The organism is Nitrobacter sp. (genome assembly GCF_051535235.1).
In the GTDB taxonomy this organism is placed as follows: Bacteria; Pseudomonadota; Alphaproteobacteria; order Rhizobiales; family Xanthobacteraceae; genus Nitrobacter.
In genome coordinates this window covers 211,542-226,174 of record NZ_JBPPLZ010000002.1, presented here as the reverse complement: position 1 = coordinate 226,174, position 14,633 = coordinate 211,542, and the positions used below count along the sequence as shown (strand labels likewise).

The window sequence follows — 14,633 nt, the reverse complement described above, 5'->3', positions numbered from 1 at the left end:
ATGTGACACGCGGTCATGAATTGCAGCGTTCGCAAGTTGGTCTTAATCAGGATGTCATGGCAGCGGCGCCGTCCGCCCTGCCGCGCAGGGCGGAGGATAGACACGATGCGGACACCAGCATGGAAACTGGCGCTGCTGTTCTGTGCGCTGCAATTCACGGCCGCGATGCCGGCTCCGGCACACGCCGTCACCGAGATCGCGTGGTGGCATGCGATGTCCGGCGCGCTTGGCCAGCAACTCGGGCGGCTCGCAACCAAATTCAATGAATCGCAATCCGAATACCGGATCGTGCCCACCTACAAGGGCAACTACACCGAGACGGTGAACGCCGCGATCTTCGCGTTCCGGTCACGGAGCCAACCGGCGATCGTTCAGGTCAACGAAATCGCCACCGCCACCATGATGGCGGCCCAGGGCGCGACCTATCCGGTCTTCGAACTGATGCACGACGAGAAAGAGGCGTTTTCCCCGGCGGACTATCTTCCGGCCATCACTGGATACTACGCCGATGTCGGCGGCAACCTGCTGTCGTTCCCGTTCAATGTCTCGACGCCTATCCTCTATTACAACAAGGATCTGTTCCGCACCGCCGGCCTTGATCCCGAGAAGCCGCCGAAGACGTGGCTGGAGCTCGGCGAGGCCGCGAAAAAACTGCGCGCGGCCGGCGTCCCTTGCGGCTTCACCACGTCGTGGCCGTCATGGGTCAATGTCGAGAGCTTCCTCGCCCTGCACAATCTGCCCATCGCAACGCGCAGCAACGGCTTCGACGGGCTCGACGCCGTTCTCGTTTTCAATAATCCGCTGATGGTCCGTCACGTCGCTCAGCTCGCCGAATGGCAGAAGACGAAGATCTTCGACTACAGCGGCCGGGGGACAACCGCCGAGCCTCGTTTCCAGCATGGCGAATGCGGCATCTTCATGGGCTCCTCGGCGACGCGCGCCGATATCATCGCCAACAGCAAATTCGCGGTCGGTTACGGCATGCTGCCTTATTGGCCGGATGTCAAAGGCGCGCCGCAGAATACCATCATCGGCGGCGCCACGCTGTGGGTGCTGCGCGACCGCCCGCGCGAGGAATACAAGGGCGTCGCGAAATTCTTCGCCTACCTGTCAAAGCCTGAGGTTCAGGCGGCCTGGCATCAGAACACCGGCTACCTGCCGATCACCCGCGCGGCGTTCGATCTCACCCGCGCGCAGGGCTTTTACGATCGCAATCCGGGATCCGCGATCGCGATCGAACAGATGACGCTGAAGCCGCCGACCGAGAATTCGAGAGGATTGCGGCTCGGCTCATTCGTTTTGATCCGCGCTGTCATCGAAGACGAACTCGAACAGGCCTTCAGCGGCAAGAAAACCGCGCAGGCCGCCATGGATGAGGCGGTGCAGCGCGGCAACGAACTGCTGCGCCAGTTCGAGCGCACCAATCCGTGAGCAGGGACTAGTTTTCGAGCAAAGGACGTTTTCGGGACTGACCGAGGACAGATTCGCGCAAAGACAAAGACGATACGTCAAGAAATCCCGAGCCCGTCGGGAAAAACTCTCGCACCGATGAAACCAGGCGCGAAACGGGCGAAAGCGCCGCGAGGCCTACTCCTTCTTCGGCTCTTTCGACATCCGTTCGAGGCGTTCCTGCATCTCTTTCATCTGACGGCGAAGATCATCGATATTGTCGCCGTCGCCCGGTGCCTCGGGCGTTTTCTCCGGCTCGGGAGCGGCGCCGCCACCGCGCGGCGGCACGAACGGCTTGAACATCGCAAAGGTGCGCTCGAATAATTCCATGTTGCGGCGGACATGCTCCTCGAGCGGCGCGAAAGGGGTGCCGCTGAAGGTGCTTGTCATCTGCTTGCGAAACTTCTCCTGCTCCTGGGTGAGCATGTCGATCGATCGTTCGAGATATTTCGGCACCACCATCTGCATGCTGTCGCCATAGAAGCGGATCAGTTGCCGCAGAAACGTGGTCGGGAGCAGGTTCTGTCCGGCCTTGTTTTCCTGCTCGAAAATGATCTGCGCCAGCACCGAGCGGGTGATGTCGTCGCCGGTCTTGGCATCGAAGACAAGGAAGTCTTCGCCCTGCTTGACCATCGCCGCGAGATCTTCGAGCGTCACGTAGGTGCTGGTTCCGGTATTATAGAGCCTCCGGTTTGCATATTTCTTGATGGTCGTCGGTGTCTCTGATTTCGCCATAGGTCCCACACGTCCATACAGAGGACAAGAAACCCCGCCGGCGTCCACGATGGGGTTAACAAGCGCATTGCAGCAAAGTAAGCACTTTCAGCGGCCTTCGGCTACCGTTTTATGAAGGACCAGTTAATTCCAACGCATAGAGACTGCTCAGGAATATGCCTGGGTGCGGTTTCCGGTCTTTGGTGCAATTGACACACTCTCGTGAGGTCAACAGGGTAAACGTGTGCCACGGGTTGCCGGCGCGGCAACCATCGTCAAATATTCAACCAGCCAGTCGCTCAAGCTCCAGGAGATGTCCATGTCAGACGATGTCGTCATCGTCAGCGCCGCCCGCACTCCGGTGGGAAGTTTCAACGGTGCGTTCGCCACCACGCCCGCCCATGATCTCGGCGCGATCGCCATCAAGGCGGCGCTGGAACGGGCGGGGGTTGAGCCGGCTCGGGTCTCCGAGGTCATCATGGGCCAGATTTTGACCGCGGCGCAGGGCCAGAACCCGGCGCGGCAGGCCTCGATCGCCGCCGGCATTCCGGTGGAAAGTCCGGCCTGGGGGGTCAACCAGCTCTGCGGTTCGGGGCTGCGCACGGTCGCGCTCGGCTATCAGGCCATCCTCAACGGCGACTCCGACGTCGTGGTCGCCGGCGGGCAGGAATCCATGAGCATGGCGCCGCATGCGCAGTATTTGCGCGGTGGGGTGAAGATGGGCGGCGTTGAGCTGATCGACACCATGATCAAGGACGGCCTGTGGGATGCGTTCAACGGCTACCATATGGGAACCACCGCCGAGAACGTCGCCCGCCAGTACCAGATCACCCGCCAACAGCAGGACGAGTTCGCCGCCGGTTCGCAGAACAAGGCGGAAGCGGCGCAGAAGGCGGGCCGGTTCAAGGACGAGATCGTGCCGGTCACGATCAAGAGCCGCAAGGGCGACATCGTCGTCGACACCGACGAGTATCCCAAGGCCGGGGTGACGGCCGAATCCATCGCCAAGCTGCGTCCCGCCTTCGAGAAGGACGGCACGGTCACGGCGGCAAACGCATCCGGCATCAACGACGGGGCGGCTGCATTGGTGCTGATGTCGGCCAGGCAGGCAGCGAAAGAAGGCAAGACTCCCCTCGCCCGCATCGTCTCCTGGGCCCATGCCGGCGTCGACCCGAAGATCATGGGCACCGGACCGATCCCGGCCTCGCGCGCCGCGCTGAAGAAGGCCGGCTGGAACATCGGCGACCTCGATTTGATCGAGGCCAACGAGGCCTTTGCGGCCCAGGCCTGCGCGGTCAACAAGGATCTCGGCTGGGATACCTCGAAGGTCAATGTCAACGGCGGCGCCATCGCCATCGGGCATCCGGTCGGCGCATCGGGCGCGCGCGTGCTGGTGACGCTGCTGCACGAAATGCAGAAGCGCGACGCCAAAAAGGGGCTCGCCACGCTGTGCATCGGCGGCGGCATGGGGATTGCCATGTGCGTCGAGCGTGGCTGAGAGGCGGCGGACGCTTCAGATGACATCGAGTCACCGCAGTTCATTTTGACAGCGGAATGCCCGGTCACGAGCCGGGCATTTTTTATCTGCAATATCTTTTCCAACGGCGGTGACGATTCCGGTTTCTCTCAGGGAGGACGACGCAATGGCACGAGTGGCACTGGTGACGGGAGGAACGCGGGGCATCGGCGGCGCGATCAGCAAGGCGCTGAAAGCGGCGGGATATACGGTCGGTGCGAGTTATGCGGGCAACGATGCCGCGGCGGAAAAATTCAAGACCGAGACCGGCATCCCCGTCTACAAGTGGGACGTCGCCTCCTTCGAGGCCTGCACTGAGGGCGTCAGGAAGGTCGAGGCGGAACTCGGTCCCGTCGAGGTGCTCGTCAACAATGCCGGCATCACCAAGGACGGCGCCTTCCACAAGATGACGCTTGAGCAATGGAGCGCCGTCATCAACACCAATCTCGGTTCGCTGTTCAACATGACGCGCCCGGTGATCGAGGGCATGCGCGCGCGCAAGTTCGGCCGCATCATCAACATCTCCTCGATCAACGGCCAGAAAGGCCAGTTCGGACAGGTGAACTATTCGGCGGCGAAGGCCGGCGACATCGGCTTCACCAAGGCCCTGGCGCTGGAAAATGCCAAGACCGGAATCACCGTGAACGCGATCTGCCCGGGCTACATCAACACCGAGATGGTGCAGGCGGTGCCGAAAGAGGTCGTCGAGAAAAGCATCCTGCCGCAAATCCCCGCGAGCCGCCTCGGCGAGCCAGAGGAGATCGCACGCGCGGTTGTGTTCCTCGCCGCCGACGACGCCGGTTTCATCACCGGATCGACATTGAGCATCAATGGCGGGCAATATCTGGCGTGAAGAAGAATAGCGCATAGTGTGGACACGCTGTTTCTTTTCCCTCTCTCCCCTTGCGGGAGCCGAGACGAGCGAAACTCGCTCTTAGGGTGGACGCGCGTCAGCGCGGCCGGGTGAGAGGGACAGCGTCAGCGTGACAGACGGCCCCTCATCCGACGCGGACTTCGTTCGCGCCACCTTCTCCCGCAAGGGGAGAAGGAAGAGTCCATGACCTCCCGCACCGCCACGCTCGTCGGCCTCACCGCCATCCTGATGTGGTCGCTGCTCGCGGTCATGGCGGTCGCGACCGGGCGGATTCCTGCGTTTCAACTGGCGGCGATGACGTTCGCCATCGGCGGCCTTTCCGGCTGTGCGAGTTGGCTGTTTCGGCGCCAAGGCGTCCGCGCATTGCGACAGCCGCCGGTCGCGTGGCTCGTCGGGGTCGGCGGACTGTTCGGCTATCACGCGCTGTATTTCATTGCGCTGCGCCTGGCGCCGCCCGCGGAAGCCGGCCTTTTGAATTATCTCTGGCCGCTATTGATCGTGCTGTTTTCGTCGTTGCTGCCGGGCGAGCGGCTGGCGCCGCATCATCTGATCGGCGCGCTTCTCGGGCTCGCCGGGACGGTGCTGCTCGTCGCCGGCAACACTTTGGTCGCATTCGAGCGAACCCAGATCTGGGGCCTTGCGGCCGCGTTCATCGCGGCGTTTGTCTGGGCAGCGTATTCGGTGCTGTCGCGCCGGTTGGCCTCGGTTCCGACCGACGCGGTCGCGGGCTTCTGCCTGGCGACGGCCGCGCTGGCCGCGATCGCGCATGTGCTGACGGAGCCGACGGTGTGGCCGGACAGCGGCGCGCAATGGCTCGCGATCGCCGCGCTCGGCGTCGGCCCGGTCGGCCTCGCCTTCTATGTCTGGGACATCGGGATGAAGCGCGGCGACATTCGCGTGCTTGGCGCGGCCGCCTATGCGACGCCGCTGCTGTCGACCACGTTCCTGATAATGGCAGGTTTTGCCAAACCGACAGCGGCGCTCGCCGGGGCGGCGGTGCTGATCGCGGGCGGCGGTTTGATCGCGGCGAAGGACATGATCTGGAAATAGCGTTTCGAACGAAGTGGGCACCGGTTCGCGTCAGGAAAACGCGTCAAAACAAAAACCTGGAGCCGGCTTTGATCTCATCAAAGCTGGATATTCCTATGCCCCGCCGCCACTCACATCTGCAATCCGGCAAAATGCCCGCGCCGCTGCAGCCAGCCAAGCAGGATCAGGCTCGGCACCGCCGCGGCGACGCAGATCGCGAAGAACAGCGGCCATCCGGTCGCCTCGGCGACGAAACCGGCGCTTGCGGAAAGATAAGTCCGGCCGACCGCGGCCAACGCCGTGAGCAGCGCATATTGGGTTGCGGTATGCAGCGGATTGCGGCACAGCGCCGAGAGATAGGCGACGAAGATCACCGTGCCGATGGCGCTGGTGAAATTCTCAGCCGTGATCGCGAACGCCAGCGCCCATTGATTGACGCCGACCAGCGCCAGCCAGGAGAACGACAGGTTGGCGACCGCCTGCAAAACGCCGCCGATCCACAGGCTCGCCGCCAGCGAATAGCGCCGCGCCACGAAGCCCCCGGCGAAACCGCCGATCAGCGTCGCGGCAAGACCGACGCCCTTGACGATGGCGGCGTAGTCGTTGCGGGTGAAGCCGAGATCGATGACGAACGGCGCGGTCATGCTGCCGGAGAACGCGTCGGTGAACTTGAACAGCACGATAAAGGCGAGTGCGGCGATCGCATCCCTGCGGCTCAGGAATTCCGAAAATGCGCCGACCGCGGCCTGCATGACGCGCGTCAACGCGGTTTGCGCCGCGGTGGAGGCTTCGGCCTGCACGGATTGCTCGGGCTCGGTGGCCGCCAGCGCGGTGACGGTTCCGATCAGGACCATCGCCGCCATGCTGACATAGCCCCACGTCCACGCCGAGGCGCGGACCAGACCTGTCCCTTCGAACGCGCTGACGAGAAAGAGAGCGCCGGCGGTCGAGACCAGCATGCCGATGCGATAGGCGGCGACATAGCCCGCCATGCCGGCGGCCTGCTCGCTTTCCGGCAGACTCTCGACGCGGAAGGCATCGACCACGATGTCCTGCGTCGCCGATGTCGCCGCCACGAGCAATGCGCCGAGCGCGACCAGCCACGGCGCCTGCATCGGATCGGTCGATCCCAGGAGCAGGATCGCCGCGATCAGGAGCAGTTGCGAGAACACAAGCCAGCCGCGGCGGCGGCCGAACCGCCGGGTCAGAAGCGGAATGTGCAGGGCATCGACCAGCGGAGCCCACAGGAACTTCAGCGTGTAGGGCGTACCGACCAGAACGAACAGTCCGATGGCGCGCAGGTCTATGCCGGATTCCTTCATCCAGATCTGCAGCGTCGAACCTGACAGCGCCAGCGGCAGGCCGGACGAGAAGCCGAGCAGCATCACGATGAGAACGCGCGGTTGCAGATAGACCACAATGCTCTCGCGCCATGAGGCGCGCGGCGCGGCCTCGGATGCTTTCGGAGGGGCGGCGGTGGCGTCCGGAGCGGTCATGCGGCGGTGTTAGCAGATTCTGTTTCTCCCTTCTCTCCCTTATGGGAAAATCCGCGAAAAGCTCACTCCCCCGCCTGGATTTTCGGGGCGAGTTGCGGCGAAAAACATCTCCGGTTCGCCGGACTTGATGGCCCGATGAGTCTCCACCGCCGCCTCGTCCTTGCTGAAATCGAGCTCCTCGATCTTGGTCGCGCGCTTGTCGATCTTGCCGACCGAGATCAGCACCTGCCTGACGTCCTCGCTGACCTGATCGAAATGGCTGCCGAGCTTGCTGACGCGGTCGCGCAACCGCTCGACGTCGCCCATCATGTTCATGACCTCGATCCGGACCTTGTCCGCGGCATCGCGCATCCGCGCGTCCTTGAGGAGCTGCTGCATCACCTGGATCGCCAGCATCAGGAGCGATGGCGACACCAGCACGACCCGGGCTCGATAGGCTTTCTGGATCACGTCGTCGAAGGCGTCGTAGATCTCGGCATAGACCGACTCCGACGGCACGAACATCAGCGCGTTGTCCTGGGTCTCGCCCGGGATCAGATATTTGCCGGCGATGTCGGCGACGTGTTTCATGACGTCGGCACGCAGCCGCTGGCTCGCGAATTTCCTTTCGTCGTCGCTGCGGGCGTCGTGCAGCGCCGTCATCGCCTCCAGCGGGAATTTCGCGTCGATGCAGAGCGGCCGCTGGTCGGGGAGGAAGATCACACAGTCCGGCCGCTTGCCGTTCGACAGCGTGTACTGGAAGGCAAATGAGTCCTTCGGCATGCCGTCCTGCACGATCGCTTCCATCCGCGCCTGACCGAATGCGCCGCGCGACTGCTTGTTGGCGAGCACATCGCGCAGCGTGGTCACCTGCGTCGTCAGTTCGGTCAGGTTCTGGTGCGCGTTGTCGATGATTCCGAGCCGTTCGTGCAGCACCCGCAGGCTTTCCATGGTGCTGCGCGTGGTCTGCTCCATCGACTGCCCGACCCGGTGAGTGACCGAGTCGAGACGATCACTGACCGCCCGCGCCATTTCCGCCTGCCGCCCGGCGAGCGCCTTGCCCATGGCGTCGACCCGACCGGTCATCTCGGCCTGCGTGCGCATCATGTCGATGAGACGTTCCTCCAGCTCGTCGGCGCGGCTCGCTTGCGCCATCGCCGTATCGGCTCCCCGGCGGCCCGACCTTGCGATCACAATCGCGATCACCAGCAGCAGCAAAAGCGCCAGCGCGCCGAAACCGATCAGCACCGCTCCGGTTCGCACCGGCACGTCGCCCAGAATGAAAAGGATGTCGTTCATGCGGACCCTTGTACCCGATTCGGCGCGTGGAGCGAACGAAGAGAGAACGTCATGGGTTAACGAAAGCCGGCTTTTATCGCTAATGAACCGTTGACGGCCGCGACCGGCACGGATTGACCCCGGCAGACCGGCGGATTACATCGCCCGGCATGGCCATTCGCGAAATAATCATTCTGCCGGACAAGCAGTTGCGGCTCGTGTCCAGCCCGATCGAAAAGGTGACGCCGGAAATCCGCAAGCTCGCCGACGACATGTTCGAGACCATGTACGACGCGCCGGGCATCGGCCTCGCCGGCATCCAGATAGCGCAGCCCGTCCGCATCATCACCATGGACCTTGCCAGGCGCGACGAGGAGGGCGAACTCACGCCGCGGCCGCGGGTCTTCATCAACCCGGAAATCCTGTCGGCGTCCGAGGAACTCTCGGTCTACGAAGAAGGCTGCCTGTCGATCCCCGAATATTACGAGGAGGTCGAACGGCCGGCGCGGGTGCGGATCCGCTTCACCGACCTCGACGGCAAGGTGCACGAGGAAGATGCCGAGGGTATTTTCGCCACCTGCATCCAGCACGAGATCGATCATCTCAACGGCGTGCTGTTTGTCGATTATCTCTCGAAGCTCAAACGCGACCGCGTGTTGAAGAAGTTCACCAAGGCTGCGAAGCTCGCCGGAAAATAGAGCGGGTTATCGCCGCGTACGAATTTAGAAAATGCCGCTTCGCCTGATCTTCATGGGCACGCCCGATTTCGCGGTGCCGACGCTGCTGCGGCTGGCTGCGCATGGCCACCAAATCGCCGCCGTCTACACCCGCGAGGCGAGGCCGGCCGGCCGCGGCATGAAGCTGCAGCCGAGCCCGGTTGAGCGAGAAGCGCATCGCCTCGGCATTCCCGTGCTGACGCCGAAGACGCTGAAAACGCCGGATGCGCTGGCCGAATTTCGCTCTCACGGAGCGGACGCCGCCGTGGTCGTCGCCTATGGCATGATCCTGCCACAGGCGATCCTCGATGCGCCCAAATACGGCTGCTACAATCTGCATGCCTCGCTGCTGCCGCGCTGGCGCGGCGCCGCGCCGCTGAACCGCGCCATCATGGCCGGCGACGTCGAAAGCGGCGTCATGGTCATGAAGATGGACGCCGGCCTCGACACCGGCGACGTCGCCACGGTCGAGCGGATCGCGGTAACCGATGCGATGACGGCGTCCGATCTGCATGACGCGCTGGCGCCGCTTGGGGCTGACCTGATGGTGCGTGCGATGGCCTCGCTGGAGCAAGGCGAATTGCAACTGAAAAAACAGGGCGATGAAGGTGTCACCTACGCAGCGAAGATCGACAAGGCCGAAGCGCGGATCGACTGGAACAGGCCTGCGCGCGATGTGTTGCGGCATATCCACGGCCTGTCGCCGTTTCCGGGTGGATGGTGCGAGATGCCGCTCGACGGCGAACAGGTGCGCGTGAAGATCCTGCGCTGCGAACTGGCAAAGGGTGCGGGCGAATCCGGCGAGTTGCTTGACGATCGGCTGACCATCGCATGCAAGGTTGGCGCGATCCGCGTTCTTGAATTGCAGCGCGCGGGAAAGCCGCCGATGAAGGCCGATGCCTTTCTGAACGGCACGCCGCTTCAGCCGCCCATGCGGTTCACATAGGCAGTCATGCCCCGCTACAAGCTCACCATCGAATATGACGGCGGCCCGTTCTGCGGCTGGCAGTATCAGGACAACGGTCCCTCGGTGCAGGGCGCGCTGGAGGCGGCGGTAAAGGCGATCTGCGGCGACGCCGTGCGCGTGCATGGCGCGGGCCGCACCGATGCAGGCGTCCATGCGCTGGCGCAGGTTGCGCATTGCGATATCGCCAAGCACTTCGCGCCGAACCGGCTGCGCGACGGGCTCAACGCGCACCTGCGACCGCATCCGATCGGGGTGCTCGAAGCCGAGATCGTACCCGACAGCTTCGAGGCGCGCTTCTCGGCGCTCAGGCGACATTACGTCTATCGCATCGCCAACCGCCGCGCGAACCTCGCCATCGATGTCGGCCGCGTCTGGCGCGTGGCCCGGCCGCTCGACGCGGAGGCGATGCACGCGGCAGCGCAGCGGCTGATCGGCAAGCATGACTTCACGACGTTTCGCGACACCGAATGCCAGGCGAAATCGCCGGAGAAAACACTCGATCAACTCGACGTCGTCAGGAACGGCGACAACGTCACCATCATCACCTCGGCGCGCTCGTTCCTGCACAGCCAGGTGCGCTCGATGGTGGGATCATTGGTGTGGGTCGGGCATGGCCGCTGGAGCGCTGACGACCTGTCCAGCGCGCTGGCCGCGCGCCGCCGCGAGGCCTGCGGTCCCGTCGCCCCGCCCGACGGACTATATCTGGTGCGGGTAGACTATTAACGCCTGCCTGCTCCCAGCCTTGCGCCGCGAAGCGGCATTATTGCGCACCTCATCGCGTTGTCGCGCCGTGACTTCTGTTATATATACGCGTATATATTGGATATGACGGCGCTCATTTGCCGCGTAACATTTCGCATGCGAGACAATCCTGATGACTGACAGCGTATACGCGTCAACCGTGGGTCCGGAAATCGCTCGTCCGGTACCCCACACGGGCAACGCCGTACGATCCTTCAAGCTCGGCCTATCCGGCTGCGGAGGCGGCCTTGAATCGATTTCGACCTCCCAGATCCTCGATCTGGCCGAGAAGGTCGAGGCGCTGGGCTTCACCGGCGTCTGGCTCAACGAGGAACACTTTCAGGGCAGCATCGTGGAGGTCGAGGGGCGGCGGTGCCACTCCCCGCTGATCCTGGCGTCCGCGATGCTGGCGCGCACCAGGCGGTTGCGTGTCGGCTTTTCCGTGCTGCTGGCAGCGCTTCACAATCCGGTCCGTCTTGCCGAGGAGATCGCGACGCTCGATGTGATCTCGGACGGACGCGTCGACCTCGGCATTTCCCGCGGCAACAACCCCCGGTATCTCAACGCCTACGGCGTGAAGCCGGAAGGCACCGCCGCCCATTTCAAGGATATGCTGACATTCCTGCCCCGCGCCTGGGCGGTCGGCACGCTTCCATTCGGCGAAGCCAGTCACTCGATCGAGCCGAAGCCGATCCAGACGCCGCACCCGCCGATCTATGTCGGCACCAACACCGATGAGACCGCCGCGTGGGCGACGCAGAACGGCCACAAGATCATCTGCCACGGCATCATCAGCATGCCGAACCAGCGTCGGCTGATGCGCGCTTATGTCGATGCCGGCGGCGATCCGGCCGGCGTTCCGTTCGGGCGATTCGTCTACGTCAGCGAAACCGATGCTTCTGCGCGCAACGAATTGTGGCCGACCGTCGAGAAGTTGACCACACGGCTGAAGGGCTTCGGACTGTTCAGGCGCGAGGGCGTGATCGATGAAGCGCGTCTCGAACCCGAGAATTTCTATCGCGACATGGTGATCGCCGGCTCGCCGGAAACCTGCGCCGAGAAATTCATGGCGCTGCACGACGAACTCGGCGTGACCTATCTCAATGCGCTCTCCGCGTTCTTCGGTTTCCTGCCGTTGCCGCTGCTTGAGCGTTCGCTGAACCTGATGGGGACGGTGCTGCGCCCGCGTCTTGAAAAGGCGCTGGCGACCGCCTGATCCGGTATCGGAGTGGAAACGGCGCGCCCCGCACGGCCTGCAGGGCGCGCCGTTTTTATCAGAATTTCATCGACAGCGATCCCACCACCGTCCGCGGCGCGCCGGCGTAGTAGTTGGCGCCGGCGCTGAGGTCGGTGTCGTTCGGCGAGATTTCCGAGACATAGCGGCGGTCGAAGATGTTGAGCACCGAGATGCCCGCCTTCACCGATTCAATGCCGAAATGCGCGCCGAAGTCGTAGGACGCCGTGAAGTCCGCCACGGTGTAGCCCGGAACGCGTTGCGTATTCGCCGCATCGCCGTAGCGCGGACCGATGTAGCGAACGATCGGGGAGACGGAGAGACCGGCCCACTGGTAGGTGACGCCGCCCTTCACCATGACCTGCGGCGCGTTGGGGATTTGCTTGCCCTTGGTCGCCAGCGTGGCGCCACCGCCGAGTGTCGGCGTATCGGAATCGAACGTCTCTGAAGCCCATGTCCCGGTGCCGAATACTGCGAGGTAAGTGTTCAGTGCATACGACGCCTCGAGTTCGGCGCCGTATTCGGTGCTCGAACCTGTGCCTTGATAGTAGGCGATGTTCGGCCCGATCGACGGATCGACGATCTTGACCTGCTTGTTCTGGTGCTTGGCGTAGAATGCGCCCGGCACGATGGTGAGGCCGTTGTTGCTGTAACGCAGCGATGCGTCGAACTGGTCGGCGATCTCCGGCCGAACCTTGTCCACCAGCGTCTGCAGCGTGTAGCCCTTGGCAAAGAACACGCCGCGATTCTGGATATAATTGCTTGCCTGCGGGCCCCAGTCCGGGCGTCCGAACCTGCGGCCGTAGGAGAGGTTGGCGCTCAGGACGGAGTTCAGATCCTGCCGGATGGCGATGTTGGGCAACCAGGCAGTGTAGTCGCGCGCCTGTACGGTTGCGTCCGGATAGAGCGCCGGATTGGTCGCCAGCGCCTGATCGTAGCTGCCGTCCGGAATGCCGATCGTGTTGTAATACTGCATCTTCGGGCCGCCGAGGATCATGTAGCGCACGCCGGCGGTCACGAAGGTGTCGCCGAACTTCTGCGAGACCTGGAAATACGGACTGTTGACCGTGAAGTCGTCGATCCTCGCAAGGCTCTGCCAGTTGGCGAAAACCAGGTTGCCCGCATTGACGTTAAAACGGCGCTGGTCGGTGGGCGGCGGCGGCGGCTGCATCGATTGCCACCAATAGCCGGCGACTACATCGGTCCCGGTCGCAAACTTGCCCGTATATTCGAAGACGTTGCCGACATTCTGGTTCTGCTGGCGCCAGATCTGCACCTGATTGCCCGCCGCCCCATAGCTGTAACCGTTGTTGTTCCAGAAATACGGCTTGATCAACAGATGCTGGCCGGGCGCAAAATTGTAATCCACCTTGCCCAGGATGGCGAAATCCTCTGCGGTGACGCGGTTGAATTTGTAGTAGTTCACGTCGGTCGCGGGGACGCCCGTCAGCACCGTGTTGTAGTCGAACCTGTAGTTGCGGCCGATATCCTGCGCCTGAGCGTAGCTCAGCGCGCGATAGGTATTGCCGTCGAACTTGTTGTAGACGGCGTTGACGTCCACCGTGATCCGTTCGCCGATCGCCTGGTTGATGCCGAAGGTGAGATTCTGGCGCTCGTTATCGCCCGCTCCCTTCCACTTGTCGGCGCTGATATTCGAGACGGAGACGAACGCACTGGTCCCGGTTTCTTTCAACAGGCCGGTGTCGACGCGGACGAATGTCTTGTAGAAGTTATCGGAGCCAAAGGCTTGACGCCCCGTGACCCCGGCCTTGTCCTGCGGGCCGAGAATGAGCTGGTTGACGACGCCGGACGCATTCGAAAGACCAAGACCCTGATCCGATGGCACCGCGCCGCGATAGACGTCGATCCTGCGGATGTTTTCCAGGTCGTAAAGGTCGGTGCCGCCGACGATGCCCGCCAGCGGCAATCCCTCGATATTTTTCGAGAGGTGGAAGTCGCCCTTGCCGCGAATGTTGATATTGCGAGTCGGGCTGAGACCATAGGGATCAGGACTTTCGACCAGCACCGAGGGCACCATGGTCAACGCCTGATAGAAGCTGGTCTGCGCCGGGCCGCCGAGAATGGCGATGCCCTGCTGTGTCACGCTGCTGGCGCCGGCCGGCCTGGGCACGGTGCTGAGAATCTGGTTTTGCGGTGCCAGCACCCCGACGGGCTGTTGTTGCTGCTGCGGCGCAAATTGCTGATTTTGCGGCGCAGCCTGGCGCGAGCGTCGCGCGGTCCGGCCTCGTGTATTTCGTGTCCCGTTCTGCCGCACGTTTTTCGGTTGGCCGTCGTCAGTCACGGTCACCGGCGGAAGTTTCTTTGAACTCTGTGAATCCTGCGCCACGGCCAGCGTGCCGTACGACCCGCTGCTGAGCAGGACACCGACGAACAATATCCTCTTCACGATTACCCCCATATTCCGCGCGACGACGCGCAATGTGTCGCTTCGCTCGCAACATTTGTGAAAAGCTGCTGTACCCCCCGGTACAGTCACCCGCCCCGGTACGGTCCGCGGATTTCAATCCGACGCGACCGTTCCCGCGCGCCAAGCACGCGGCTCCCGACCGGAAAGCGGGAAGGTCTGAAGCACCGCGATGCGAATACTTCAAATCGTTATGTTTATAAAAATATCGCGTA

Annotated in this window: 12 protein-coding genes; 8 read left to right on the top strand and 4 right to left on the bottom strand. The window is 63.1% G+C overall.

Features of this window, described 5'->3' with window-relative positions; genetic code table 11:
• Positions 1-165: 165 nt before the first annotated feature.
• Positions 166-1,431 (top strand): sn-glycerol-3-phosphate ABC transporter substrate-binding protein UgpB, encoded by a 1,266-nt coding sequence (ugpB, locus tag ACS3WA_RS03515; protein WP_438277391.1) that lies wholly within the window; start codon positions 166-168, stop codon positions 1,429-1,431.
• Between the two features lie 156 nt (positions 1,432-1,587).
• Here the strand turns inward: ugpB and phaR are convergent, their stop codons facing one another.
• The gene (gene phaR / locus ACS3WA_RS03510) at positions 1,588-2,184 is read right to left on the bottom strand and encodes a polyhydroxyalkanoate synthesis repressor PhaR (protein ID WP_438277178.1); all 597 of its coding nucleotides are present in this window, start codon (positions 2,182-2,184) and stop codon (positions 1,588-1,590) included.
• 298 nt (positions 2,185-2,482) lie between these two features.
• Here phaR and ACS3WA_RS03505 point away from each other — a divergent pair, with 298 nt between their 5' ends.
• The 3 genes from ACS3WA_RS03505 (at position 2,483) to yddG (ending at position 5,603) form a co-directional block, all read left to right on the top strand.
• Entirely contained in the window at positions 2,483-3,661 is a 1,179-nt protein-coding gene (locus ACS3WA_RS03505) for an acetyl-CoA C-acetyltransferase (RefSeq protein WP_438277177.1), read from the top strand.
• Positions 3,662-3,806: 145 nt separating this feature from the next.
• The gene (phbB, locus tag ACS3WA_RS03500) at positions 3,807-4,532 is read left to right on the top strand and encodes an acetoacetyl-CoA reductase (protein ID WP_438277176.1); all 726 of its coding nucleotides are present in this window, start codon (positions 3,807-3,809) and stop codon (positions 4,530-4,532) included.
• Positions 4,533-4,736: 204 nt separating this feature from the next.
• Entirely contained in the window at positions 4,737-5,603 is an 867-nt protein-coding gene (yddG, locus tag ACS3WA_RS03495) for an aromatic amino acid exporter YddG (RefSeq protein WP_438277175.1), read from the top strand.
• A 110-nt stretch (positions 5,604-5,713) separates the two neighbouring features.
• Here the strand turns inward: yddG and ACS3WA_RS03490 are convergent, their stop codons facing one another.
• Together ACS3WA_RS03490 and ACS3WA_RS03485 are read right to left on the bottom strand one after the other, a co-directional pair.
• Complete coding sequence (locus ACS3WA_RS03490) at positions 5,714-7,078, bottom strand: AmpG family muropeptide MFS transporter (protein WP_438277174.1); 1,365 nt, start codon at positions 7,076-7,078, stop codon at positions 5,714-5,716.
• A gap of 39 nt (positions 7,079-7,117) precedes the next feature.
• A complete protein-coding gene (locus ACS3WA_RS03485; RefSeq protein WP_438277173.1) occupies positions 7,118-8,356 on the bottom strand; it encodes a DNA recombination protein RmuC in 1,239 nt (412 codons plus the stop codon).
• 149 nt (positions 8,357-8,505) lie between these two features.
• Here ACS3WA_RS03485 and def point away from each other — a divergent pair, with 149 nt between their 5' ends.
• The 4 genes from def to ACS3WA_RS03465 all read left to right on the top strand — a co-directional run bounded on the left by def (position 8,506) and on the right by ACS3WA_RS03465 (position 11,975).
• Complete coding sequence (gene def, locus ACS3WA_RS03480) at positions 8,506-9,033, top strand: peptide deformylase (RefSeq protein WP_438277172.1); 528 nt, start codon at positions 8,506-8,508, stop codon at positions 9,031-9,033.
• 31 nt (positions 9,034-9,064) lie between these two features.
• Positions 9,065-9,997: a methionyl-tRNA formyltransferase gene (gene fmt, locus ACS3WA_RS03475; RefSeq protein WP_438277171.1), complete on the top strand. Its 933-nt coding sequence runs from the start codon at positions 9,065-9,067 to the stop codon at positions 9,995-9,997.
• Positions 9,998-10,003: 6 nt separating this feature from the next.
• Positions 10,004-10,741, top strand: a complete 738-nt coding sequence (gene truA, locus ACS3WA_RS03470) for a tRNA pseudouridine(38-40) synthase TruA (RefSeq protein WP_438277170.1) — start codon at positions 10,004-10,006, stop codon at positions 10,739-10,741.
• 151 nt (positions 10,742-10,892) lie between these two features.
• Positions 10,893-11,975: an LLM class flavin-dependent oxidoreductase gene (locus ACS3WA_RS03465; protein ID WP_438277169.1), complete on the top strand. Its 1,083-nt coding sequence runs from the start codon at positions 10,893-10,895 to the stop codon at positions 11,973-11,975.
• A gap of 58 nt (positions 11,976-12,033) precedes the next feature.
• On the opposite strand, the gene ACS3WA_RS03460 is transcribed toward ACS3WA_RS03465, so the two are convergent.
• Complete coding sequence (locus ACS3WA_RS03460; RefSeq protein WP_438277168.1) at positions 12,034-14,400, bottom strand: TonB-dependent receptor; 2,367 nt, start codon at positions 14,398-14,400, stop codon at positions 12,034-12,036.
• Between the last annotated feature and the right edge of the window lie 233 nt (positions 14,401-14,633).

Excerpts from the sequence above, each read along its gene's own strand:
- ugpB (WP_438277391.1), top strand. The coding sequence starts at position 166 with ATGCCGGCTCCGGCACACGCCGTCACCGAGATCGCGTGGTGGCATGCG.
- phaR (WP_438277178.1), bottom strand. The coding sequence starts at position 2,184 with ATGGCGAAATCAGAGACACCGACGACCATCAAGAAATATGCAAACCGG.
- ACS3WA_RS03505 (WP_438277177.1), top strand. The coding sequence starts at position 2,483 with ATGTCAGACGATGTCGTCATCGTCAGCGCCGCCCGCACTCCGGTGGGA.
- phbB (WP_438277176.1), top strand. The coding sequence starts at position 3,807 with ATGGCACGAGTGGCACTGGTGACGGGAGGAACGCGGGGCATCGGCGGC.
- yddG (WP_438277175.1), top strand. The coding sequence starts at position 4,737 with ATGACCTCCCGCACCGCCACGCTCGTCGGCCTCACCGCCATCCTGATG.
- ACS3WA_RS03490 (WP_438277174.1), bottom strand. The coding sequence starts at position 7,078 with ATGACCGCTCCGGACGCCACCGCCGCCCCTCCGAAAGCATCCGAGGCC.
- ACS3WA_RS03485 (WP_438277173.1), bottom strand. The coding sequence starts at position 8,356 with ATGAACGACATCCTTTTCATTCTGGGCGACGTGCCGGTGCGAACCGGA.
- def (WP_438277172.1), top strand. The coding sequence starts at position 8,506 with ATGGCCATTCGCGAAATAATCATTCTGCCGGACAAGCAGTTGCGGCTC.
- fmt (WP_438277171.1), top strand. The coding sequence starts at position 9,065 with ATGCCGCTTCGCCTGATCTTCATGGGCACGCCCGATTTCGCGGTGCCG.
- truA (WP_438277170.1), top strand. The coding sequence starts at position 10,004 with ATGCCCCGCTACAAGCTCACCATCGAATATGACGGCGGCCCGTTCTGC.
- ACS3WA_RS03465 (WP_438277169.1), top strand. The coding sequence starts at position 10,893 with ATGACTGACAGCGTATACGCGTCAACCGTGGGTCCGGAAATCGCTCGT.